This is a genomic window from Denitrificimonas caeni, assembly GCF_905120345.1.
In the GTDB taxonomy this organism is placed as follows: Bacteria; Pseudomonadota; Gammaproteobacteria; order Pseudomonadales; family Pseudomonadaceae; genus Denitrificimonas; species Denitrificimonas caeni_A.
Window position 1 is genome coordinate 15,764 of the sequence record NZ_CAJHOA010000008.1, and the last position, 22,089, is coordinate 37,852.

A 22,089-nucleotide genomic window follows, 5' to 3' on the forward strand; every position below is an offset into this window, starting at 1 on the left:
GTGGGTTTAGGGTGTTTACTGAGACTTGGCTGGTGTTTTATACAAAACGAACTGTTATCTGTCAGATAGAAAATAGTTGAAAAAATAAAAATAAAAAAGGCTACTTATTGAGGTGCTTATGAACTCAAGGAAAAGCTTAGGATTAGTAGATACAGAATCAGCAAATAAAAATATTAAACTACTGCGCTCAAATGATCTTGATGAAACGCGGAGTTTAGTGGCTTCTGTTTTTTGTGAGCATAAGTTGCTAGTGAGACATAATGCATTATTAGACTACAGTCATGAACACTTTAACATTGGTGCGATTAGCTTAAGTAATATGAGCTATGGAGCTTATGTAAATATTAAACCAGGACCGCTTGAGAGCTTCTATTTGATCCAGCTTCCGGTTGAAGGTAATGATTTAACTCGTATAAATGGAGTTGAGCACTTTAGTGATAAATCTAATGGTACTGTCCACTCTCCGCAGGAATCCCTAGAGATGAGCTGGAGCCATAATTGCCGTAAGTTGGTTGTTAAAATAGATAAGGAGGCACTCGAAAGGCATGCTGCTAATATTTTCGGATGCCGTATTCCTGGGCAGTTAAGGTTTTCTGCAGATATGAGTTTGATACAACCTTCTGGAATAGCTTGGAGCGGTGCTATTCAACATTTATATGCAGAAATACAAAGCTCTCCTCAGTTATTTGATTTGCCGCTAATTAGGAGCCAATTGGAGCAAAATATAATGACAACGCTCCTTGCTTGGCATCCGCATAATTTTAGTGATTTACTTAAGGACAATAGTCCGAAAATATTACCGAGGCACTTGAAAAAAGCAACGGAATTTATGCAGGCTTACCCCGATCAAATCATTACTATCGAAACCTTAGTTAATATAACTGGTGTTAATGGACGAACATTATTTTATGGCTTTGCAAAATTTCTTGGATTAAGTCCGATGCGTTATCTGCTTGATGTGCGCTTGCAGCGTGTGCATCAGGATCTGCTGGACCCTAGTCAGCCGAGAAATGTCACCGATGTGGCTACTCGCTGGGGCTTTTATCAGCTTGGACGAATGGCTAACGACTATAAAAAGCGTTACGGCGAGAGCCCAAGGGATACATTAATTCGCGCGCATTAAGAAGATAAGTGCATTTTCAGCACAATTGTTGCAGTGAGTGAATATCAGCAAAGAATCCAGTGCTCCATATTGATTTATGTCAAACAGAAGTTGGCCTTAAATTGATAACGGAGTACGACGTCATGAGAACAATAACAATAATTGGTGCTGGACAAGCTGGATTACAACTCGGAATTGGTCTGTTAAAAAACGGTTATACGGTTAATATCGTTTCGAACCGTACTGCTGAGGACATTGCAAAGGGTCGCGTGCCTTCAAGTCAGTCGATGTATGGTATGGCGATCGACATTGAGCGAGATTTCGGGCTGTCATTTTGGGACGATGAGTGCCCAGCGGCGAATGGCTTATATGTGCGTGTTGGTTTTGAAGCGGACGCATTTATGGTTGACTGGAAAGTTAACTGGAAAGATGTGAATTTAACGCCGGTACAAGCCGTTGATCAAAGAATAAAAATGCCTCGCTGGATGGCGGAGTTTGAAGCACTGGGTGGCCATTTAATTTACCAAGAAGCGGGCATCGAAGACCTTGAGTTTTATGCCGACTCTAGCGATCTAGTGATTGTCGCCAGTGGTAAAGGGGACATAAATAAACTCTTCCCACGCGACGATGAACGCAGTGAAATCGATAGGCCACAAAGAAAAATTGCCCTCACCTATGTGCATGGCATGCTGCCAGAAACAGACCACAGCTCAATTAATATCAGTATCCGCCCCGGTATCGGTGAGTATATTAATTTCCCTGGCTTAACGCATTCGGGCCCTTGCGACATTATTAACCTAGAAGGCGTTCCAGGTGGACCAATGGATTGTTGGGATGATGTTAAAACTCCGCAAGAGCATTTACAGCGTGCCGTTGATTTAATCCATGAATTCTTTCCATGGGAAGCGTATCGCTGCAAAAATCTAACCTTAACCGATGATCTCGGCATTCTAGCGGGTAGCGTGACACCCACTGTCCGTAAAGCTATCGGTGTTCTTCCTTCTGGACGCACAGTGCTCGGCATGGCTGATGTGCTGGCTCTAAATGATCCAATGACAGGGCAAGGATCCAATAATGCCAGTAAGTGTGCACATGTTTATTTAGCAGCCATTATTAAGCATCAAGACCGAGCCTTTGATGACGAATGGAAGCACGATACTTCTGAGCAGTTTTGGTCCTATGCGGGATCGGCTGCCAAATTAGTCAACAGCTTTATTTTGCCACCGACTGACAATCTATTGCGTGTGGTTACTGCTGGTAATGATAACCAAGCACTGGTTGAGACGCTGGCGAAGGGTTTTGATGATCCACGAACCTTAGCGCCTTGGTTTTATGATGCAGATAAAACTGAGAAACTTCTTAAGAGTCTTGCTTTGGCAAAGGCGTCTTAATATGAAAACTTATCGATCAACTCACCTTGGCAGCCTGGTGCTTTTAGCGCTAGCGGCTACACCCTTTAATGCTGCTTTAGCAACGCAAGGCACGATGCCTCATGGTTATGGTGTGAAGTCTGAAGGTATGGGTGGGGTTGTTTTGGCCTTACCTCAAGATTCCTTGGTTTTAGCATCCAACCCTGCAGGTATTGCCCGCTTAGGCAACCGCGCTGATGTTGGAGCAGCTTTTCTCAAGGTGGATAATGGTACTGAGTTTGCCGGAACAACCTTTGATGGTTCAAGAGATAAAAACCTCTATGTGATTCCTCAATTTGGTGTGAATTATAACCTTGATGAAACCAGCAGTGTTGGCCTTGCAGTGGTCGGTAACGGCGTAGGCACGGCTTATGGCAGAGACAGTAATATTGGCGGATTATTAAAGCCTAAATCTGAATTCCAACAAATGGTAGCAACACTGGGTTATGCCAAAAATGTGACGCCTGAGCATAGCTTCGGTATCGGTGTTCTATTAATCAGACAACAGTTAGAGATCAGAGGAACCGGCAGTATCGGCTTGCCGGAAGGCAAAGATGACTCGTATGGCTATGGTTTACGTCTGGGCTACTTAGGCAATATTACCGATGACTTAACGCTCGGTCTGAGTTATGCAACCCGTGGTTATATGTCCAAGCTTAAACGCTTTAAAAATCTGCTGGCCGAGGGTGGGGATTTAGATCTACCGTCTAATTACGGTATTGGTTTAGCCTATAAAAATGGCCCTTGGACGCTTGCGGCTGATGTACAAAGAATATTATGGAGTGATGTTAACGCCTTTGGTAATCGCGGTGTTACTAGGGCTTCGGGTGCCCCTGGCGACAGTAATGGTCCTGGCTTCGGTTGGCGTGACCAGACTGTCTATAAAGTGGGTGTTGCTTACGAGATCAACCGCAAGCTGACTGTACGTGCTGGCTATAACGATGCCAATCAACTCCTGCATAGCCGCGATGGCTTTCTCGGGACCTTGGCCCCAGCAGCGAATCATCGACATATTACTGTCGGTAGTACCTATACATTCGAAAATAATAACGAACTTTCAATAGCCTATGCCCGATCCTTTAAAGATAAGGTTTCTGGTCAAGGTGCTGCGCCTGATGCTTTGAGCTCACCCTATATGGGACAGCATTGGCTCTCACTCAATTACAGCTATCTGTTCTAAAAGGAGACTACAAATGATTGATCAAAAATCTCTTCGTGCTGCATTAGGGCATTTTGCGACCGGCGTAACCATAGTGACAACACGTGATTGTGCTGGTCAACCTGTTGGCATGACAGCCAGTAGCTTTAATACTGTCTCATTGGATCCTCCATTGATTTTATGGAGTATTGGGCGCAACGCTTATAGTTATTCTGCTTTTTCTAAAGCAGAACACTTTGCGGTGCATGTGTTGGGCGATGAACATCAGGAATGGTCGAATCGTTTTGGGCGCAGCTCAGAAGAAAAGTTCAGTGGCTTAGATGTCTGTGAGGGTTTAGGCGCTGTGCCGCTGCTGTCTAATTGCCCTGCTCGCTTTGAGTGCAGTGTTGAGCATCGCTATGATGGTGGTGACCACACCATCATTGTTGGCCGTGTGTTGCGTATGGAGCATGTAAAGGATAATGAAGTGAAGCCGTTATTATTTCATTGTGGTCGTTATGCAGTGCTTGCTAACGCTGAATAAATGATCAGTGTCAGCTGTTGTAACTCATGGCATCAGAGTACAGCGGGCCGCTCAGCATAAGCATACAAGATCGATAAAAAAGGCGCTCAATTGAGCGCCTTTTTCGTTAAGTCATTATCTGTTTATTACGACTGATTCGAGAGTTAAACTCAAGCTCAGCTCCCTTACCAGCTAAAAATTTCCCACGATGGAATACGTAATTCTGGCTTATCTGCGCGGATAAAGTTGCCATCACTGCCATCGGCACGCACTAAAAAGTATGGCTTACCTTTTTTAGGCGTTACTTTTACCGCGTATAAAAAGCCATTAACACGGTATTCTTCAACAGTTTTATCGCCCTTTTGTACAATAGTGACATCAGGTTCGCCGCTCACTGATTCCTCGGCAAAACCAATTAGAGGGCAGCCGAGCAAGATACCGGCTAGGGTTAAGCGCTGTAGAGTAGTACGCATAGTCTTTATCCTTTATCGACTGAGTTGGCTTTGTATGGGTTGTAGTTTAGCAAGAGCCTTGCTGCTCGTGTTGAGGATATTAGCCAGTAGGGAAGCTTTGTTGCGTGGTTGACAGACTTAACCCGGTTAAATCAACAGTTTCGCCGCTAATAAGAACTGCTAGTAGCATTGAGGTATAGTAAAAATTGCATCCATAAGCAGTGATTGCTGAGGGAGATGAAGATGACTGATTTGTTACGTAAACAACTATTAATTGTTGCTCACACGCCATCGAAAAATTTACAACGTATGCTCGATGCCATACTGGCGGGGGCACGTCATGCGGATATCGATAATGTCGATGTGCAGCATGTCAATCCATTACAGACTGAACCTGAGCATGTGCTGGCTGCTGATGCGATTATTCTGCTGACGCCGGAAAATCTCGCCTACATGAGTGGGGCGATGAAGGATTTTTTCGATCGATGCTACTATCCCGTTCTAGAAGAGAAACAAGGTTTAGCCTGTGCCTTAGTGGTGCGCGCCGGACATGATGGTACCGGTACTTTGCGTGCGCTCAATACCATTCTTACCGGTTTACGCTGGCAGCAAGTGCAAGAGCCGTTGCTGTGTAAAGGCCCGTGGGATGAGGCGTTTTTAGCGCAATGCGAAGAGTTGGGGATGTCGCTAGCAGCAGGTTTAGAGGCGGGTATTTTTTAGTTTATTGCAGTACTGTGTCGCCCTGAAGGGACGACCTACAACGTATGAGCTGCAAGGACTCGGGTTGTAGGTCGTGGCTTTAGCCCAAAAGGTTACTTACAGGGTGATATAAATACCAGTCGGTTTGCCCTGTGCATCCAGTTGCAACACCTGCAAACTGCCTTTCTTCTCTGGCCCCATTCCCGGTGAGTTCATTGGCATACCAGGCAAGGCTAGACCTTTAATGTCCGGCTGTTCGGTCAGCATCTTGTTGATCGCTGCGACCGGTACATGGCCTTCAACCACATAGCCTTCAATTTCTACCGTATGGCAACTGGCTGCTTGCGCGGTGCCTAAGCGTTGCTTCACCGGGGTCATATTGGCGTGGTCGATTTGGGTGACGTTAAAGCCGTTGTCTTCTAAATAGTGCGCATACTCAACGCAGCAACCACAATTAGGGTCTTTGTGCAGGGTGACGTCGATGGGTGCAGCCACTGCTTGGCTGGCGAATAAGCTGAATGCACCGATTGAGATCAGACGAGTGAATAATGTTTGCATGGTCGTACTCCGTAATTAAAAAATGATGAATTAATTAACTCGAAGTCGTCTTGGGTGGCTGCGTGAGCGGAGTAATGTCTCTGGAGCTGAAAAAATAAGACAGCAGGCTTGAGCGCACTGTGTTGGGCTGAAAAATGGGCAGTGCTTGCTGGCTGACCAGCGCATACAGGCAACAGTGGTGCACAGTGCCGGCACAATCAGCATCACAATCAATCACCACAGAGGCGCTTGACTCATGCTGGCTGTGCATACTGCTGGACTGCGCTGCTGACATAGGCTGTGCGAAAGCGGCCGGCAGCGATAGAAAAATTAACAGCAGCAACATCAGCACAGTGCAAATGTTGCTAGACAGCAGTGCCGCAAGGCGTTGCATTAGGTTGGGCTCGCTAATGGGCTGTTGGCTTGTGCTAAGCCGTCAAGAATCGAACAGGCCGGCTCATCATCGCCGTGGCATTGATCGACTAACCCTGCGAGTTGCTGGCGCATGCTTTGCAAATGCATAATATCTTGATCCAGTTCGGCCATATATTGCTGCGCTAAGGCTTTAACGTCAGCGCTGTGTCGATCCGTATTCTGCCACAAGTCGAGCAAGGTTTTAATCCGCTCTAAAGAAAAACCTAAATCGCGCGCACGTTTAATAAAAAGCAGTTGCTGCACGCCGCTCTCATTGTAGAGGCGGTAACCGGCGTCGCTGCGTGGTGCTGTGGCCAGCAAGCCGGTTTCTTCATAGTAGCGAATCATTTTGCGGCTGACGCCTGAAGCGGCAGCGGCTTCGCCGATATTCATATGGCCTCCAAGGGTGCTGTAAAGCCGCGTAAACGTAGCGCGTTACTCACCACAAAGACGCTGGACAGCGCCATCGCACCTGCAGCCAGTACCGGTGAGAGCAGCGTGCCATTGAAGGGGTAGAGAATCCCTGCAGCCACTGGAATCAAGGCAATATTGTAAGCAAAGGCCCAGAATAGGTTTTGGCTGATATTGCGTAAAGTAGCTTTAGATAAGGCCAGCGCATTGATCACTCCAGTTAAATGCCCAGACATCAGCACTACATCGGCTGCGTCCATGGCAATGTCAGTACCTGTACCTATCGCAATGCCCACATCAGCAGCAGCCAAGGCTGGCGCATCATTAATACCATCGCCGACATAGGCCACCTTGCCATATTTTTCTTGCAGGGCTTTCACTGCCTCGACTTTAGCTTCGGGCAGTACTTGCGCCACCACATGATCAATGCCCAACTGCTTCGCAATGGCGTTGGCGGTGTATTGGTTATCACCGGTAATCATCGCCACCTGTAGACCTTGCTTATGCAGATGGTCAATCGCTGCTTTACTGCTGGACTTGATTGGGTCGCTGACCGCCATCATCACTGCGAGTTGACCATCAATCGCCGCGTACATCGGTGACTTGCCTTGCTCACCCAATTGCTGGGCTTGTGCGGCAAAGTCATCGGTGCTGATATCCAAACTGTGCATAAAGCGGTCAGCACCAATTTGTATTAGCGTGTCGTTGACTGTGGCTTGTACGCCCATGCCAGTGATGGATTGAAACTCGTTAATGGCTGGAATGTGCAGCTCACGTTGTTCAGCCGCTTGCACAATGGCCAGCGCGATTGGGTGCTCGGACTGTTGCTCAACTGCAGCCACCAGAGCCAGAACGCTGTCTTCTTGTTGACCAGCGGTCACGGTAAAATCAGTGAGCTGCGGTTTACCTTCAGTTAGGGTGCCGGTTTTATCCACCGCTATGACTTTGACATCTTTGAGCTCTTGCAGCGCTTGGCCTTGGCGAAACAGGATACCCAGCTGTGCAGCACGTCCGGTACCCACCATAATCGAAGTAGGCGTAGCCAAACCCATGGCGCAAGGGCAGGCAATAATTAACACCGCCACCGCATTGACTAGAGCCAAACTCAGCGCTGGCGAAGGGGCGAAAATCATCCAGACAATAAAGGTCAGTAACGCCGCAACCATCACGGCTGGGACAAACCATAAGGTCACCCGATCGACCAAACCTTGAATCGGCAGTTTACTGCCTTGGGCTTGCTCAACCAGACGAATAATATGCGCCAGTACGGTATTAGCACCGATCTGTTCAACCTTCACCTGCAAGCTGCCGGCTTGGTTGACTGTGCCACCAATCACTTTGGCATCGGTTTCTTTTTCTACTGGCAGCGGCTCACCGGTGAGCATGGATTCATCGACGAAACTTTTTCCAGAAACCACTACGCCATCTAGGGCAATGCGCTCACCGGGGCGGATGTCTAAGATTTCGCCCGTACGGATTTCTGCTACGGGCTTATCAAGACTTTTACCATTGACCAGCACGCGCGCTTCACGCGGCTGTAGGTTGATTAAACGTTTGATCGCATCTGCCGCATTGCCTTTGGCGCGCGCTTCCATATAACGCCCGAGTAAAATTAACGCGATAATCACCGCCGAGGCTTCAAAGTACACATTAACTGTCGACTCGGGCAGCAGTGACGGGATAAAGGTGGCAATCAATGAGTAACTGAAGGCCGCTAACGTACCCAGGGCAACCAAGGAGTTCATATCCGGTGCAAGACGGCGCAAGCCGTGCCAACCCATGATTAAAATTTCGCGGCCGGGACCAAACAACACCAGCGCGGCCAAGATAGCCTGCACATACCATAGGTGTTGAGTGTTAAACGTGCGCTGTAAAAAATCATGAAACGGCGGGATAAAATGCGCACCCATTTCTAAAATAAATAAGGGTGTCGCAAATAAGAACGCGTATTTTAATTTCGTTTTCAGTTGCGTTTGTTCAGCTTCTTGGCGGGTATTCAGGTCATCGGCTTTGCGCTGATTATCGGCCAGTACCTTGGCCGGATAGTTGTGCTCAGTCAGCCATTGGCTAATGATCTCTGGGTCTTCGCCTGCGAGCAGTTGTACATGCGCTTGCTTGGTCGCTAGATTGACTTGGTAGCTGATGGCAATCGGGCTTTGCGCCAAGGCTTTTTCAATACGCCCTACGCAGGAGCCACAGTTCATGCCGCTAACCGCGTAATCAAAACCATGCAATGGCACTTGATAACCGCTTTCTTCTACCGCCTCTACCAGCGTTTTTAAAGGTACGGGCTCGGCTAGGCTGACAATCACTTCACTGGTGACTAAATTCACGACAGCTTGTTCAACACCCGCCACTTTCAGCAGGCCGCGTTCAACTCGACCTGCGCAGGATGCGCAGGTCATGCCGCGAACAGGAATTTGAACGGTCTGTAAGTTGGTCATGGTCATCACTTCTGCGATTGAAATCAGCTTATACGATAAACCTTACCATCAGGTGAAGGTCAAGTGGCAAGTCTAGTATTCAGTAAAGAGCAGAAAATGTTGGCGGGGCGTTGGATCAGTGCAGCAGTCACTGCGGTGTATTAGGCGCAGTGACTGTGCTGTGTATGGATGCGGTGTTACTTTATTTTGCTAGGTTTTTCTTCGGGTTCGTCTTCGTAGCCAGTGATCATCGGTTTAATCATACTGAAAACAGTCTTACCCATAGTCGCCATATACACGTGAGCAATCACAAAAATTAACATCGCGAAAGCGGCAGCAGTATGCACTAGAGCAACGTTTTCTAGGCTTAACCAGCCTAGCCCCCAGTCCGCCCACTGGTTATAAAACAGATATAACAGGCCTGATATCCAGATAACCGGAGAGATACCGAGCTTAAAACCTAAGTAGGCTAAGCGCTGCAGGGGGTTGTGCTTCGCTTGTGTAGTGGCGCGATACGGATGTTCTGCGCCGGTAAAGGTGCCGATTAAGTAGTAATACGCCACTGCACCCAGCTTGTCGGTGGTGGGTATATATTGACGCCATTCACCTGTAGTGATGTGCCAGAATATCGCCAGAATCCATAAGACAATCAGTGCATAAGCGGCCAGTTCATGTAGTTTAGCCGCAGTACCAAAGCTGAAAACCTCGTAACTGCCGTGGATTTCAAAGCCAGTAAACATTAAAAAAAAGATCAACCCCGCTTGGCACCAGTGCCAGAAGCGTTCAAAGCGCTTGTAGATCATGATCCGTTTCATTAGTTTTTTCTCCTACGGCGAGCCAAGAAACGTCCAGCAGCATGCGCCAAGCTACCGACTAGTGTGAGTAGGGCAATGCCCCAGCCTGCGCGATCAAGCCAAATACTTCTGTCTCTGCCAGGCATATAAAAATCAGTAATGGCGGCCAGACGTCCATCACGAGCATGACAAGAACTGCATTCAAGGGCATTTTCGGCTGGTGCGACCATATGCGTGATAGGCCAATGCATTTCCGTTTCTATAAATTGAAACTCACCGCTATAAGGTTGGCCAGCAAATTCAGTCCCTGCTTTGATTGATTTTGCCCAGTCAAAGTTGCTCCAGAGCGCCGTATCGTCGTCTGCGCTGTAAACGTGATTGACGAGTAAGTGCTTCAGAATCGGATCGTAAGGTTGCTTACCGTACATGATTTTAAACGGCCAAATACGCGAGTCTGGATTGTCATGACTGCCTTGTATTTTGTTTATTTGCAGCGGTAGCTGGCTGTCATCGATGGTGTCGTCACGTAATGTATAGCGTGCTTGACCATCGAACCAGCGGTACTCAGGCACCACGTTCTCGCCATGACGGAAGCTACCCTTAGTGCTTAAGTATTCAAGGTTGCCATCTTTGTCGCGAATGGTTTGTGGTTTGCCGTCTTTATCCAACTGTCCTGCTGTTGACCAGTCCCACCAGATTTTGGTGGCAACACCACCGCGTGCAAATTCAGGAATATGACAGGTCTGGCAAGCCACTTGATCGACGTGATCATTCAATTTAGACGATTGGTGTGGTACCGAGCCGTGGCAGGATTCACATGAGGCGCGAGTTTGGTCAGTATGTCCGGGTACATCAATACCTTGGGTATCACGGGCATTGGTCAGATAGCGGCTGCCGGTCACACTGTGCGCGGAGGTGGTATGACAGTCGGCACAAGCTAAGTTAGCACCGTCTTTCGACATATGCACATCAAGCGCGCGCGGAGCAGTCAGTAAAGAGGAGTCTAAATCACCGTGCTTAACACCATCACCACCACCGCCATAGAAGTGGCAACTGCCGCAGTTGCGGCTGCTAGTGGCGCCTATATTGCGCGCTATTTTTGCAAGGTCAGTTTTTCGAGTCAGCGACTTGTCGAGTGGATCAACAAACTCATATATAGGGTGGCCGGCAGCGATGGGTGATTTCTTATAGCCACCAGTGGTGTCATGGCAAATAAGGCAGTCTACGTTACTGCCATCAGTTGGCGGTAGCTGGCGCATATCATCCCAACCATAACCGGTATGACAACTGGTACAGAACGGCTCATTGGATGTCGCTGAACCGCAAAAACTATTGATTACATTGCGTTTACCGAGTATTTGTCCTGTTTCTGGATGCTTATATTCCCATGTCCAGTGTGTTGTTTCTTGCAGTTGTTTAGCTGCCTCAGTGTGGCATTCTAAGCAGGCCTTAGTCACTTCGGGCCCTGAGGTAAAAGGCCCTTGCAGTTGTTTAAATTGGTTATGATCGGCCGTTGAGGGGGCTGAGCGGTCCAATGCCATTGCTGGCAGAGTGCCAAGCATCAGTAGCATGATCGTAGTGATCATCTGCCACAGAGATAGACGAATCAAATACGTCCTCATAGAGCCTCCCTTGACTCATCAGTTGTTCATTTTTTCGCTGGCTATAGGCCGCAAGGATCAGTGCTGCAACATTAGGCTGCTAAATCGGTGGTTTGCATGGCACTGTCATAACCTCTAGTGGTCATTACAGTGCCATGCATGTCAATCTAGAGCGGCGTGTTGATACTCGACATGCAGGTGTTTTTTTGTGTGCAATACAGTATATCATAATGTATAGTATTTTGAAGAAATTAAAACTAATGCTTTAGTGATAAGTGGAATATAGGGTGCCATCAAGTTCTGAAGAGTGGCGCGTTGATGCATGAATCTTATCGTTTGGCGTTAATTTTATTTTTGCGGTAACCAAAGTGCCGCTTGCATTGCGCAAGTGCCTAAAGAGGAACATGTTATGACGCAGACCTCAAACCCATCTTCAAATATAGTGCAAGCTGTTCTGCCAGAGCGAGCAGGTAAACCAGAGCAGGCAGTGGTTATTGTGACCAGTGCTTCACTACAAACACAAGGTATGGCCATGGTGTTATCGCGTGCTATGCAAGAGCAGGGTATGCAGTTAACTATCCTTCTGTGTGATAAAGCGGGTGACCTAGCCATTCGTGATTACCAGAGCGCAACAGCATTGGCGCCGAAGGGTATGAAGCCTGAAGGTTTGTTACAGCAAATCATTGAGGCGGGCGGCCAAGTGGCTGTTTGTGCACTTTACCTGCCCAATAGCGCCTATCAAGAGCAGGATCTACGCACCGGTGTCAGTGTCGCCCAGCCTGCAGCAATGGCACAAATGATGCGTTGTGAAAATAGTAAAGTGTTTAACTTTTAATGCTCACACAGAGCTAAGTCAAGGCTGACTTTGGTACGTACTACACAGTTTAGCTGTGTTGTGTTTATGCGGCTGTTGGACGTCCTGATTGGCCTGATCCTTTAGGAGATTTTATCACATGCAATTCACTCTTTTTATGGACAAGTATCCTACTCATCACTTGGATATTCTTAAAATCGATACAGTCTGCACGTCTGTGGATGAGATTATTAGCTTTTTCCGTGACAAAGTTGAAGCGGATGCACGCGCTTGTTTTATTGCTGAGTTTGATCATTATGCGCACACCAGTTCGCTGCCAGATGGTGAAATTGCTGAGAATATTAAGGCTGCTAAGAATTTAATATTTTGTTTTGGTCTTAAACTGCCAAATCCCTTGGCGATGGCTCCGCGGCCTCGTTCGATTGGTGTTTGTGAACTGGATGATCGTTTTGCCATTAGTTTTCTAGAAGCGCCTAATCCTGCTATGCATCAAATCATGTTGGATTGGGTGGCTGATTTAGAAAAATCTAAAACCCCAGCTTAATTAACGATGCGTGCAGGCGCGGTTTTATATCAGCCAGCAAGTCAGTCGGCGTTGCTTTGGCGCTAGAGGCTTAACTATGCGTTGCGAATAGTTATTGTGGCGGTGTGATAGTCACGCTGTAGGCATCAGCTAAATGGATTGATACAGGCTTACTTGGCGAAACTCTTCAGGTTCGGCAAGATCAGGCAGGGTTTCCCCATATAAAATGTGTTTTTTCATAAACAGTGGGTGTTGAAAATTACGTTGCCTAGAGTCAGCAATAAAGATTTTCTGGGCAACGTCAGGAAAACGTTCGAGTAGTGTTAGATTGGCTGCATCGTAAAGCAGATCAGCAGCAAACAAGAGGTCGTAGGCTACCGACTCGCTAAATAAGTCTGCGCTGTAGCTCAACTGCAGTTGATTAAGTTCGGCATTGGCGCGGCAGGCCTGCAGCGCGACGGGATCTAAATCACAGGCAACAGCGTGACTGGCACCGGCGAGCTTGGCTGCTAAAGCGACAATGCCGCTACCTGCACCGACATCAATCACTCGTTTCCCTGCCACGTGTTCTGGATGCTGCAAAATCCATTGGGCCAACGCCAAGCCGCTGGCCCAGCAAAAGCACCAGTAGGGTGGCTGGTCGAGCAGTTGCTGAGTTTCTTGCGGACTAAACTGGCGCTGCATGCTGCTGGGGTCGATCAGCCACAGCTGCAATGGCAGCCCAGGTAATCGGCTGGCAACTAACTGTGCATCGCTGACTATTTTTTGTAAGGCGCTATTAAGCGGTGTAACTAGGGTGTTGGGCACTGAGTGTTCCGCTGGAGTCTATTTAGCTAATAGTTTACCGCGTATTATGAGCCAATTTCCCAAAGACTAAGAGTATTTAGCAGTATTATAAATGGATGCCTATGTTTTTTTCGTGGCTGGAATTGATCGTGATATAAGTAACTTACTGCTGAGCGTATTACAGTAACCCCTAACACCGCTTAGCTGTATGGAAACATTAAAAGAGCTGAACTAATGAGATGTTTAGCACCTAACCCTAGGGTAGAGATCATCCTGCAAGACTCTGCTGTTAATCAGTAACAACTGTTAAGAATAAGCAATAGTGTAAATTATGCTCTATTGCTATAGGAGAGACTATGTTGAGCAACCTGTCACTAAAATTTGCCGGTTTGGCATTCGGATTCATGTTGGTCGTAGGCTGCCAACATCAAGGTGCAGGACCATCGTCAGATGCTGCGAATGGTAAAAAATCAGCAGAGGTGTCTGCAGTAACCCCTGCACAGCGCTCACAATCGAGTCAGCAGCAGTCGACAGAACAGGCTGAGCAGACGCTGATTACCGTGCACTTGGCTCAACTGAAGGCGGAGCCTGAGTTATTAACTGTGGATTTAGGTGAAGATAAAAAACTCTACGCTTTGCCACAGCCAATATTTACTCAAGAAGATATGCAAGGTGTTACCCCAGTCATTGCTAAGGATGGTAAAAGGTTCATTATCTTTGATATGACTGAACAAGGTCGGGCGAAGCTATCTGAGGTGAGTACACGAGCCAAAGGTCATTTTTTATTAATCAGCGTGAAAAGACAACTGATTGGCGTAGCAAGAATTGATCAGCCTATGACTGAAGGTAAGTTAGTCATGGCGACTGAAAATGCTGAGCATGCTCAGCAAGTTATGCAGTTGCTGCGTTAAATAAAATTTCTGGACTTAATAAAAGCCCCAGCCTCTTGAGCTGAGCCCAAAATGCTAGGCTTTTTTATATGTGTTTCCTGAGCGGCGTAAACACTTGGCGAGTGAGGATTACGCGCTCGCCAAGTGTTGGTTTGATGTTGTAGTGTGGCGTGCTAATAAAGTTGGTAACAAATCTGCTCGCTAAGCCGCATTTTATCGTCTTGAAAAAATCGCATGAAAAAATAAAGTTGGTAACTTTTGGTGCCCTGATGAGATTTTTTGGATAAAAGCGTACTAATAAAGTTGGTAACCTTTAGCGCGTGTGAATGAGTAAGGGTAAGACATCATCGCTGAGTTAATATCAGCTGCTTATTTTGGGTATACGGATTTAATGGTTGATGGGGCACCTTCACCCCATCAATCTGATACCACCCTCAGATGGTTGATAGATCGACTCCGTAGTTGAGTTCCTCTGCGAAGTCCGGCAGTCCGTAACCGATGGTTTTCTTGTAGAAAGGAGAGACCTTCGCAGTCGGTGCCTTCTTCTTGTGCTTCGTGGTGTAGAGCATTCGTGCCCGCATCACCTCGAAGGAGTAACCGCGCCCTTCACGGTTCTTGTCCTTGGCCAGTCGGTTGATGGGCTCCGTGTAAGCGTTGGTGACGGGCATGTCCGTCTCGAAGTAGGTCATGGTCTCTTCGCGCCAGTTTCCCACTGCCCTGACCAGATCGCTCCAGACTTCCTTTTGGCCCTTCGGGATGGTGGCTATCCACTCGTCCAGGGCGGCTTCTGCCTGGAGCCGTGTGGTGGCGTCCCAGATGCCGTAGAAGCGCTCCTTGTGCTCGTAGGCGGCCAGCAGTTGCGGGAACGCGCCTGTCCAGGTCTCCATGATGAGGCGCTCCCGGTCTGAGACTTCGTGAGCGCGTTTCAGCAGGATTTTCCGGTCTCCCTTGAGAGTCCGGCTCTGGGACGGTTTCAGCTCCTTTCTGAGGCCCTTGCGCACTCTCTCTAGGGCATCGTTGGCCATGCCACCACATGGAACTTATCGACCACGATACGGGCCTGGGGCAGCACAGCCTTGACCGCTGCCCGGTAGGGGTTCCACATGTCCATGCTGACGATCTCGACCTTCTGCCGGTCTTTCAGCTTCATCAGGTAGTTGGTCACCACGTCCTGGCGGCGGGTGGCCAGCAGGTCGAGCAGGGTTCGCTCCTCAATGTTGGTCAGAATGCAGCGGTAGCGCTTGTTCAGGTATAGCTCGTCAATGCCCAGGATGCGGGGCGTCTCGAAGCGGTGCCAGCGCCCCAGGAACTCGGCGCGGGCGTTGAAGATGTCGCGCACCGTCTTCTCGTCCAGGCCGGTCTGTGCCGCCACAAAGGTGTAGGGGTGGTTGAAGGATTCCTTCTCCACGTACTCATGCAGCCGCAGTGTCATACGGAATCCGTCCACCATCTCCGGTAGCTGGGGCCTGAATGTTGTCTTGCAGGCCCGGCAGGTGTATCGGCGGCGGACCACCCAGGGGTCGTCTCAGAAAACGGAAAATAAAGCACGCTAAGCCGGTTGCAGAGGCCGTAGCGGCCTGAACTTCCCCGCGCCGATCTTGGCGCTGCTGCGCCATAGGTAATCACCGGTCAGGTTGATGTGCTCCCAGCCGAGTGGCGACAGGTACTGCAATAGCGAGTCATCGACGGCATGACCATTGCCGCGCAACGCATGCGCCGCACGCTCCAGGTAGACCGTGTTCCACAGCACGATGGCCGCCGTCACCAGGTTGAGGCCGCTGGCCCGGTAGCGCTGCTGCTCGAAACTGCGGTCACGGATTTCACCAAGGCGGTTGAAGAACACGGCACGGGCCAGCGCATTGCGCGCCTCGCCCTTGTTCAGCCCGGCATGCACGCGGCGGCGTAGCTCGACGCTTTGCAGCCAGTCGAGGATGAACAGCGTGCGCTCGATGCGGCCCAACTCGCGCAGCGCGACGGCCAAGCCGTTCTGGCGCGGGTAGCTGCCGAGTTTCCTGAGCATCAGCGAGGCCGTCACCGTGCCCTGCTTGATCGAGGTGGCCAGCCGCAGGATTTCGTCCCAATGGGCGCGGACGTGCTTGATGTTGAGCGTGCCGCCGATCATCGGCTTGAGCGCGTCATAGGCGGCATCGCCCTTCGGGATGTAGAGCTTGGTGTCGCCCAGGTCGCGGATGCGCGGCGCGAAGCGGAAGCCCAAGAGGTGCATCAGGGCGAAGACGTGATCGGTGAAGCCCGCCGTGTCGGTGTAGTGCTCCTCGATCCGCAGGTCGGATTCGTGGTACAGCAGGCCGTCGAGCACGTAGGTTGAGTCGCGCAGGCCGACATTGACCACCTTGGTGTGGAATGGCGCGTATTGGTCGGAGATGTGGGTGTAGAAAGTCCGTCCTGGGCTGCTGCCATATTTTGGGTTGATGTGCCCCGTGCTCTTTGCCTTGCTAGCGGTTCGGAAATTCTGTCCGTCCGATGATGATGTGGTGCCATCGCCCCAGTGCCCGGCAAAGGGATGCCGAAACTGAGCGTTGACCAGTTCAGCCAACGCTGTCGAGTACGTTTCGTCGCGGGTATGCCAGGCTTGCAGCCAAGCGAGCTTCGCGTAGGTCGTGCCGGGGCAGGACTCGGCCATCTTGGTCAGGCCCAGGTTGATCGCGTCGGCCAGGATCGTGGTCAACAACAGGTTCTTGTCCTTGGCCAGATCGCCCGATTTCAAGTGCGTGAAGTGCCGGGTGAAGCCCGTCCACTCATCGACTTCGAGCAGCAGTTCGGTGATCTTGACGTGCGGCAGGACCATGGCTGTCTGGTCTATCAGCGCCTGCGCGGTGTCGGGCACCGCCGCATCCAGCGGCGTGATCTTCAAGCCCGACTCGGTGATGATGGCATCCGGCAGGTCGTTGGCTGCCGCCATGCGGTTGACGGTGGCAAGTTGTGCTTCCAGCAGCGTCAGCCGCTCATGCAGATATTGTTCGCAGTCGGTGGCCACGGCCAGCGGCAATTCGCTGGACTGCTTGAGGCTGGTGAACTTCTCGGGCGGTACCAGGTAGTCCTCGAAGTCCTTGAACTGGCGTGAACCCTGCACCCAGATGTCGCCCGAGCGCAGGGAGTTCTTCAACTCGGACAGCGCGCACAGTTCGTAGTAGCGCCGGTCGATGCCGGCGTCGGTCATCACCAGTTTCTGCCAGCGCGGCTTGATGAAGCCGGTCGGTGCATCGGCTGGCAGCTTGCGGGCGTTGTCGGTGTTCATGCCGCGCAGCACCTCAATGGCATCAAGCACGTTTTTGGCGGCGGGCGCGGCCCGCAGCTTGAGCACGGCAAGGAATTCCGGTGCATAGCGGCGCAGGGTGGCGTAGCTCTCGCCGATGCGATGCAGGAAATCGAAGTCATCGGGTTGCGCGAGCTTCTGCGCCTCGGTGACGCTCTCGGCAAAGGAATCCCAGGACATGACGGCCTCGATGGCGGCAAACGCATCGCGGCCTGATTGCTTGGCGTCGATCAGCGCCTGACCGATGCGCCCGTACAGACGTACCTTGGCGTTGATGGCCTTGCCTGACGCCTGGAACTGCTGCTGATGCTTATTCTTGGCAGCGTTAAACAGCTTACCCAGGATGCGGTCGTGCAGGTCGATGATTTCGTCGGTGACGGTGGCCATGCCCTCGGTGGCCAGCGCCACGAGAGTGGCGTAGCGCCGTTGCGGCTCGAATTTGGCCAGGTCGGCGGGTGTCATCTGGCCGCCCTCGCGGGCAATCTTGAGCAGGCGGTTCTGGTGAACCAGCCGCTCGATGCCGGTAGGCAGATCGAGTGCCTGCCATGCCTTGAGGCGTTCGATGTGTTCCAGCATATGCCGCGAATTTGGCTTGGCCGGAGACTGGCGCAACCAAGCCAACCAGGTCGTCTTGCCGTTGTCCCGGCGCTTGAGCAGATCGTCGAGGCGGCGGCGATGCGCGTCCGCCAGTGGTTCGGCCAAGGCGTCGTAGATGCGCCGGTTAGCACGGGTGATCGCCTCGGCACTCGCCCGCTCGACGGCGTTGAGGGCCGGATTGCCGAATGCGACCGATTCGGTCAGTTCGATCTCCAGAAGCTCGGCGGGCAGGGCCATATCGGCCAGCACCCGCTTTACCTCGTCGTCGAACGTTGGCCCAACCTGGCTGGCGGACACATTGACGGCAAGACGGAACGGTTGCCATGCCGGTCCTTGCCACTTGTGCATCTGGCGACAGGCCTCGCCCAGCACCCACGCGCCTATTTCCGGCATCAGGCCGAACGACTCGGCCAGCGGCAGGAACTGGCCGGGCGGCAACAGGCCAAGCCTCGGATGCCGCCAGCGCATCAACGCTTCCGCGCCAGCGATCCGGTGATCGCGCAGATCGACCAGCGGCTGGTAATGCAGGTCAAGCTGTCCGCGCGCCGCCGCCTGCGCCAACTCGGCCGCCGTCCATCCGGCGGGCTGCGAACTCGTCATGATCCGCCCCGGAAGGCGCGCAGCAGCCGCGTTACGGCCAGAACGAACAAGCCGGTCAGCGCGAGCGCGGCAACACCCCAATGCTCGCCAAGGAAGGCACCGGCGGTCGTCCCGGCCAGCACGGCGGCGAGAATCGGCAGATGGCAGGGGCAGGTCAACACGGCCAGCGCACCCCACAGGTAGCCGGAAACGGGTTGGCGCGTCTCGGGCGGCAGTTTGTCAGGGGCGTTCACGGCAATGCCTCCTCGTGCGCCCGCTCGGCTGGCATGGAGGCCAGTTGCGCGTCCAGATGGGCCAACGCCGCGCGCCGCCGCTCGACCAACTGGCGCAGCACGGCAAGCTGCGCTGCGGCTTGTGCGCCGTCCGCTGCTTCGAGCGCACGGCACAGCCGCGCCAGGGCATCCAGGCCGATACCCGCCTCGAAGGCCGCGCGCACGAAGCACAGCCGTTGCAAGGCCGCATCGTCGAACACGCCGTAGCCGCCCGTGGTGCAGGCCACCGGCCGTAACAAGCCGCGCACCAGGTAGTCGCGCACGATATGTACGCTCACCCCAGCGTTATGGGCCAGTTGCGATACCGTGTAGGCGCTCATCGCACACCTCCTTGTCCTCACCCGGCGCAGCAGGAAAGCTGCTTCACATCCTTGTTGAAGGTCTGCGCCGCGAGCTTCAACCCTTCGACCATCGTCAGGTAGGGGAACAAGTGGTCGGCCAGTTCCTGCACCGTCATCCGGTTGCGAATCGCCAGTGCGGCCGTCTGGATCAGTTCGCCCGCTTCCGGGGCCACTGCCTGCACGCCGATCAGTCGTCCGCTGCCTTCTTCAACCACCAGTTTGATGAAGCCGCGCGTGTCGAAGTTGGCGAGCGCGCGCGGCACGTTGTCCAGCGTTAGCGTGCGACTATCAGTTTTGATGCCGTCATGGTGCGCTTCCGCCTCGCTGTAGCCTACGGTCGCCACTTGCGGGTCGGTGAACACCACGGCCGGCATCGCGGTCAGGTTCAGGGCCGCGTCACCGCCGGTCATGTTGATCGCGGCGCGAGTGCCGGCCGCTGCCGCCACATAGACGAACTGCGGCTGGTCGGTGCAGTCGCCTGCGGCGTAGATGTGTTCCACGCTTGTACGCATGCCGGGGTCGATGACGATAGCGCCTTGCGGGGTGAGCGTGACGCCCGTCGCATCCAGTGCCAGCTTGCGTGTGTTGGGCGCGCGGCCGGTGGCGACCAGCAGCTTGTCGGCGCGCAGTTCGCCGTGCGCCGTGGTGAGCACGAATTCGCCGTCCCCTTCACCATTGATATACGCGACCTGGCTGGCCTGGGTGTGTTCCCTCACCTCGATGCCCTCCATGCGGAATGCGGCCGTGACGGCTTCGCCTATAGCTGGGTCTTCGCGGAAGAACAGCGTGCTGCGAGCCAGGATCGTCACCTTCGCTCCGAGTCGGGCGAACGCCTGCGCCAGCTCCAGCGCCACCACTGATGAGCCAATCACGGCCAGGCGCTTAGGAATCGTCTCGCTGACCAGCGCTTCAGTGGAAGTCCAGTACGGAGTGTCTTTCAGGCCGGGAATCGGCGGCACGGCCGGGCTCGCGCCGGTGGCGATCAGGCAGCGGTCGAATGCCACCACGCGCTCGCCGCCGTCGTTGAGTTGCACGATCAGGTTGCGATTGTCCTTAAAGCGGGCGGAGCCGTGCAGCACAGTGATCGCCGGATTGCCCTCCAAGATGCCTTCGTACTTGGCGTGGCGCAGTTCATCGACGCGGGCCTGCTGCTGGGCCAGCAGCGCCGTGCGCTGGATGGTCGGCGTGGTAGCGGCGATGCCGCCATCGAACGGGCTTTCCCGGCGCAGATGGGCGATATGGGCGGCGCGGATCATGATCTTGGACGGCACACAACCGACATTGACGCAGGTGCCGCCGATGGTGCCGCGCTCGATCAGCGTGACACGTGCGCCTTGCTCGACGGCCTTCAGCGCCGCTGCCATCGCGGCCCCGCCGCTGCCGATGACGGCGATATGCAATGCGCCGCTGCTACCCGTCTTGTCGTTTCTGCCCAGCAGATCGCGCATCTTGTCGAGCAATCCGCCCGGCGTCGAAACTGAGGGGGCATCGGCCAGCGTGGCCCGATAACCGAGTCCAGCTACAGCGGCCGTCAGCGCGTCGGGTGACGTGCCGACCTCAATGGCGAGCTTGGCGCTGCCCTTGGCGTAGGAGACATCCGCTGATTGCACGCCGGGCACTTTCTCCAGGGCGTCCTTGACATGCACTGCGCACGAGTCGCAAGTCATGCCGGTGATTTTGAGAGTGCTCATACCATCGTTCCTTATTCGTGTGGGCCGCCGTGTCGCACGGTCAGCCGTCTTTCACAAGCGCTTGGCGGGGAGTTCGCAGCCGTCCGGTCCGCAACGGCGATGCGCCGGCGACACGAAGTCCCAGATCGACACCCCAATCATCAAGGCCAGGCCGACGTACATCAGGTTCGCCGTCCACCAGTTGCCGAGCAGCCAGACCGTGGCCGCAAACACGATGGCCGGGCCGATCATGCCGAGCAGACTGCGCAGCCATTGCCGATGACTGAACCAACCCAGCGCGTTCGCCAGGAAGGCCAGCGCGGCAAACAGCGGCAGCAGGCGGCTGATGAACAGTCCCTCGTACTGGCTCAAGAAGCCCAGCCCGATGGCCGCGCCGAAGCTGGCGAGGGCTGGAAAGCAGGCGGCGCAGCCCATCGCGGAAACGACGCTGCCGAGCGCGCCGGTTTTATCGGCAATGCGTGTCATCAGTCCCATGAAGCGGCTCTCGCTGTTGTCGTTGGCTTGCTGGCTCACTGCTTGACGCTGGACGGATAGCCGGCGTCTGCGGTGGCCTTGGTCAGCTTCTGTACGCTGGCCTTGGTGTCGTCAAAAGTGACGACGGCCTCGCGCTTCTCGAAGCCCACATCGACCTTGCTCACGCCTTCGACCTTGGAGAGCGCTTTCTTGACTGTGATCGGGCAGGCGGCGCAAGTCATGCCGGGAACCGCTAGCGTGACGGTCTGGGTAGCGGCCCACACCGGGGCAACAGCGGCGGCGAGGGCAAGGGAGGCAAACAGTTTCTTCATGATGAACTCCTGG

General features: G+C 52.7%; 21 protein-coding genes and 3 pseudogenes. 8 read left to right on the forward strand and 16 right to left on the reverse strand.

All coding sequences use genetic code 11. The features are described 5' to 3' along the window. Nucleotides 1-118: 118 nt before the first annotated feature. The 4 genes from JYJ62_RS13695 to JYJ62_RS13710 all read left to right on the forward strand — a co-directional run bounded on the left by JYJ62_RS13695 (nt 119) and on the right by JYJ62_RS13710 (nt 4,193). Nucleotides 119-1,123, forward strand: a complete 1,005-nt coding sequence (locus JYJ62_RS13695) for an AraC family transcriptional regulator (RefSeq protein ID WP_205342804.1) — start codon at nt 119-121, stop codon at nt 1,121-1,123. A gap of 122 nt (nt 1,124-1,245) precedes the next feature. Next, nucleotides 1,246-2,493 carry a styrene monooxygenase/indole monooxygenase family protein gene (locus tag JYJ62_RS13700; protein ID WP_205342805.1) on the forward strand — a complete coding sequence of 416 codons (1,248 nt, stop codon included), beginning with the start codon at nt 1,246-1,248 and terminating at the stop codon, nt 2,491-2,493. A gap of 1 nt (nt 2,494) precedes the next feature. Further along, nucleotides 2,495-3,691, forward strand: a complete 1,197-nt coding sequence (locus JYJ62_RS13705; RefSeq protein WP_205342806.1) for an OmpP1/FadL family transporter — start codon at nt 2,495-2,497, stop codon at nt 3,689-3,691. 13 nt (nt 3,692-3,704) lie between these two features. Continuing rightward, nucleotides 3,705-4,193: a flavin reductase family protein gene (locus tag JYJ62_RS13710; protein WP_205342807.1), complete on the forward strand. Its 489-nt coding sequence runs from the start codon at nt 3,705-3,707 to the stop codon at nt 4,191-4,193. A gap of 164 nt (nt 4,194-4,357) precedes the next feature. On the opposite strand, the gene JYJ62_RS13715 is transcribed toward JYJ62_RS13710, so the two are convergent. Continuing rightward, nucleotides 4,358-4,645 carry a DUF2782 domain-containing protein gene (locus JYJ62_RS13715; RefSeq protein ID WP_205342808.1) on the reverse strand — a complete coding sequence of 96 codons (288 nt, stop codon included), beginning with the start codon at nt 4,643-4,645 and terminating at the stop codon, nt 4,358-4,360. Between the two features lie 222 nt (nt 4,646-4,867). Between JYJ62_RS13715 and JYJ62_RS13720 the strand changes: the two genes are divergently transcribed. Then, a complete protein-coding gene (locus JYJ62_RS13720) occupies nt 4,868-5,344 on the forward strand; it encodes a flavodoxin family protein (protein ID WP_232365803.1) in 477 nt (158 codons plus the stop codon). Between the two features lie 96 nt (nt 5,345-5,440). Here the strand turns inward: JYJ62_RS13720 and JYJ62_RS13725 are convergent, their stop codons facing one another. The 6 genes from JYJ62_RS13725 to JYJ62_RS13750 form a co-directional block, all read right to left on the reverse strand. Then, nucleotides 5,441-5,881 carry a DUF411 domain-containing protein gene (locus JYJ62_RS13725; protein WP_205342809.1) on the reverse strand — a complete coding sequence of 147 codons (441 nt, stop codon included), beginning with the start codon at nt 5,879-5,881 and terminating at the stop codon, nt 5,441-5,443. Between the two features lie 34 nt (nt 5,882-5,915). After that, nucleotides 5,916-6,254, reverse strand: coding sequence for a hypothetical protein (locus tag JYJ62_RS13730; RefSeq protein ID WP_205342810.1), 339 nt, complete (start codon nt 6,252-6,254; stop codon nt 5,916-5,918). Further along, nucleotides 6,254-6,667, reverse strand: a complete 414-nt coding sequence (cueR, locus tag JYJ62_RS13735; protein WP_205342811.1) for a Cu(I)-responsive transcriptional regulator — start codon at nt 6,665-6,667, stop codon at nt 6,254-6,256. The genes JYJ62_RS13730 and cueR overlap by 1 nt, the downstream gene beginning before the upstream one ends. Then, nucleotides 6,664-9,129 (reverse strand): heavy metal translocating P-type ATPase, encoded by a 2,466-nt coding sequence (locus tag JYJ62_RS13740; RefSeq protein WP_232365804.1) that lies wholly within the window; start codon nt 9,127-9,129, stop codon nt 6,664-6,666. Before JYJ62_RS13740 ends, cueR begins: the two co-directional genes overlap by 4 nt. Nucleotides 9,130-9,305: 176 nt before the next feature. After that, nucleotides 9,306-9,923: a cytochrome b/b6 domain-containing protein gene (locus JYJ62_RS13745; RefSeq protein ID WP_205342813.1), complete on the reverse strand. Its 618-nt coding sequence runs from the start codon at nt 9,921-9,923 to the stop codon at nt 9,306-9,308. After that, nucleotides 9,923-11,524, reverse strand: a complete 1,602-nt coding sequence (locus JYJ62_RS13750; RefSeq protein ID WP_232365805.1) for a tetrathionate reductase family octaheme c-type cytochrome — start codon at nt 11,522-11,524, stop codon at nt 9,923-9,925. Before JYJ62_RS13750 ends, JYJ62_RS13745 begins: the two co-directional genes overlap by 1 nt. A gap of 388 nt (nt 11,525-11,912) precedes the next feature. On the opposite strand from JYJ62_RS13750, the gene JYJ62_RS13755 reads away from it, so the two are divergent. Both JYJ62_RS13755 and JYJ62_RS13760 read left to right on the forward strand, forming a co-directional pair. After that, entirely contained in the window at nt 11,913-12,338 is a 426-nt protein-coding gene (locus JYJ62_RS13755; RefSeq protein WP_205342814.1) for a hypothetical protein, read from the forward strand. Nucleotides 12,339-12,456: 118 nt separating this feature from the next. Further along, entirely contained in the window at nt 12,457-12,861 is a 405-nt protein-coding gene (locus tag JYJ62_RS13760) for a DUF6858 family protein (RefSeq protein WP_205342815.1), read from the forward strand. A gap of 129 nt (nt 12,862-12,990) precedes the next feature. On the opposite strand, the gene JYJ62_RS13765 is transcribed toward JYJ62_RS13760, so the two are convergent. Next, the gene (locus tag JYJ62_RS13765; protein WP_232365806.1) at nt 12,991-13,647 is read right to left on the reverse strand and encodes a class I SAM-dependent methyltransferase; all 657 of its coding nucleotides are present in this window, start codon (nt 13,645-13,647) and stop codon (nt 12,991-12,993) included. Between the two features lie 335 nt (nt 13,648-13,982). Between JYJ62_RS13765 and JYJ62_RS13770 the strand changes: the two genes are divergently transcribed. Further along, nucleotides 13,983-14,537 carry a hypothetical protein gene (locus JYJ62_RS13770; RefSeq protein ID WP_205342816.1) on the forward strand — a complete coding sequence of 185 codons (555 nt, stop codon included), beginning with the start codon at nt 13,983-13,985 and terminating at the stop codon, nt 14,535-14,537. 413 nt (nt 14,538-14,950) lie between these two features. On the opposite strand, the pseudogene JYJ62_RS13775 reads toward JYJ62_RS13770, so the two are convergent. From JYJ62_RS13775 to merP, 8 genes and pseudogenes are all read right to left on the reverse strand, one after another. Next, nucleotides 14,951-16,032 (reverse strand): annotated as a pseudogene (locus tag JYJ62_RS13775) (ISL3-like element ISPpu12 family transposase); the annotation flags it as partial. Between the two features lie 33 nt (nt 16,033-16,065). Beyond that, nucleotides 16,066-18,564 (reverse strand): annotated as a pseudogene (locus JYJ62_RS13780) (Tn3-like element TnAs3 family transposase); the annotation flags it as partial. A gap of 18 nt (nt 18,565-18,582) precedes the next feature. Then, nucleotides 18,583-18,987: pseudogene (locus tag JYJ62_RS13785) on the reverse strand (EAL domain-containing protein); the annotation flags it as partial. After that, complete coding sequence (merE, locus tag JYJ62_RS13790; protein ID WP_000993386.1) at nt 18,984-19,220, reverse strand: broad-spectrum mercury transporter MerE; 237 nt, start codon at nt 19,218-19,220, stop codon at nt 18,984-18,986. The gene merE and the pseudogene JYJ62_RS13785, both read right to left, overlap by 4 nt. Further along, on the reverse strand, nt 19,217-19,579 hold the full coding sequence (merD, locus tag JYJ62_RS13795; RefSeq protein WP_205342817.1) for a mercury resistance co-regulator MerD: 363 nt from the start codon (nt 19,577-19,579) through the stop codon (nt 19,217-19,219). The genes merE and merD overlap by 4 nt, the downstream gene beginning before the upstream one ends. A gap of 17 nt (nt 19,580-19,596) precedes the next feature. Continuing rightward, nucleotides 19,597-21,291 (reverse strand): mercury(II) reductase, encoded by a 1,695-nt coding sequence (gene merA, locus JYJ62_RS13800; protein ID WP_005303916.1) that lies wholly within the window; start codon nt 21,289-21,291, stop codon nt 19,597-19,599. Between the two features lie 51 nt (nt 21,292-21,342). Beyond that, nucleotides 21,343-21,765 carry an organomercurial transporter MerC gene (merC, locus tag JYJ62_RS13805; RefSeq protein ID WP_001340589.1) on the reverse strand — a complete coding sequence of 141 codons (423 nt, stop codon included), beginning with the start codon at nt 21,763-21,765 and terminating at the stop codon, nt 21,343-21,345. 35 nt (nt 21,766-21,800) lie between these two features. Beyond that, nucleotides 21,801-22,076 (reverse strand): mercury resistance system periplasmic binding protein MerP, encoded by a 276-nt coding sequence (gene merP / locus JYJ62_RS13810; RefSeq protein ID WP_000732292.1) that lies wholly within the window; start codon nt 22,074-22,076, stop codon nt 21,801-21,803. Between the last annotated feature and the right edge of the window lie 13 nt (nt 22,077-22,089).

Excerpts from the sequence above, each read along its gene's own strand:
- cueR (WP_205342811.1), bottom strand. The coding sequence starts at position 6,667 with ATGAATATCGGCGAAGCCGCTGCCGCTTCAGGCGTCAGCCGCAAAATG.
- merP (WP_000732292.1), bottom strand. The coding sequence starts at position 22,076 with ATGAAGAAACTGTTTGCCTCCCTTGCCCTCGCCGCCGCTGTTGCCCCG.
- JYJ62_RS13755 (WP_205342814.1), top strand. The coding sequence starts at position 11,913 with ATGACGCAGACCTCAAACCCATCTTCAAATATAGTGCAAGCTGTTCTG.
- JYJ62_RS13745 (WP_205342813.1), bottom strand. The coding sequence starts at position 9,923 with ATGAAACGGATCATGATCTACAAGCGCTTTGAACGCTTCTGGCACTGG.
- JYJ62_RS13715 (WP_205342808.1), bottom strand. The coding sequence starts at position 4,645 with ATGCGTACTACTCTACAGCGCTTAACCCTAGCCGGTATCTTGCTCGGC.
- merD (WP_205342817.1), bottom strand. The coding sequence starts at position 19,579 with ATGAGCGCCTACACGGTATCGCAACTGGCCCATAACGCTGGGGTGAGC.
- merC (WP_001340589.1), bottom strand. The coding sequence starts at position 21,765 with ATGGGACTGATGACACGCATTGCCGATAAAACCGGCGCGCTCGGCAGC.
- JYJ62_RS13700 (WP_205342805.1), top strand. The coding sequence starts at position 1,246 with ATGAGAACAATAACAATAATTGGTGCTGGACAAGCTGGATTACAACTC.
- JYJ62_RS13760 (WP_205342815.1), top strand. The coding sequence starts at position 12,457 with ATGCAATTCACTCTTTTTATGGACAAGTATCCTACTCATCACTTGGAT.
- JYJ62_RS13705 (WP_205342806.1), top strand. The coding sequence starts at position 2,495 with ATGAAAACTTATCGATCAACTCACCTTGGCAGCCTGGTGCTTTTAGCG.
- JYJ62_RS13750 (WP_232365805.1), bottom strand. The coding sequence starts at position 11,524 with ATGAGGACGTATTTGATTCGTCTATCTCTGTGGCAGATGATCACTACG.
- JYJ62_RS13725 (WP_205342809.1), bottom strand. The coding sequence starts at position 5,881 with ATGCAAACATTATTCACTCGTCTGATCTCAATCGGTGCATTCAGCTTA.
- JYJ62_RS13710 (WP_205342807.1), top strand. The coding sequence starts at position 3,705 with ATGATTGATCAAAAATCTCTTCGTGCTGCATTAGGGCATTTTGCGACC.
- JYJ62_RS13730 (WP_205342810.1), bottom strand. The coding sequence starts at position 6,254 with ATGCAACGCCTTGCGGCACTGCTGTCTAGCAACATTTGCACTGTGCTG.
- JYJ62_RS13770 (WP_205342816.1), top strand. The coding sequence starts at position 13,983 with ATGTTGAGCAACCTGTCACTAAAATTTGCCGGTTTGGCATTCGGATTC.
- merA (WP_005303916.1), bottom strand. The coding sequence starts at position 21,291 with ATGAGCACTCTCAAAATCACCGGCATGACTTGCGACTCGTGCGCAGTG.
- JYJ62_RS13695 (WP_205342804.1), top strand. The coding sequence starts at position 119 with ATGAACTCAAGGAAAAGCTTAGGATTAGTAGATACAGAATCAGCAAAT.
- JYJ62_RS13720 (WP_232365803.1), top strand. The coding sequence starts at position 4,868 with ATGACTGATTTGTTACGTAAACAACTATTAATTGTTGCTCACACGCCA.
- JYJ62_RS13740 (WP_232365804.1), bottom strand. The coding sequence starts at position 9,129 with ATGACCAACTTACAGACCGTTCAAATTCCTGTTCGCGGCATGACCTGC.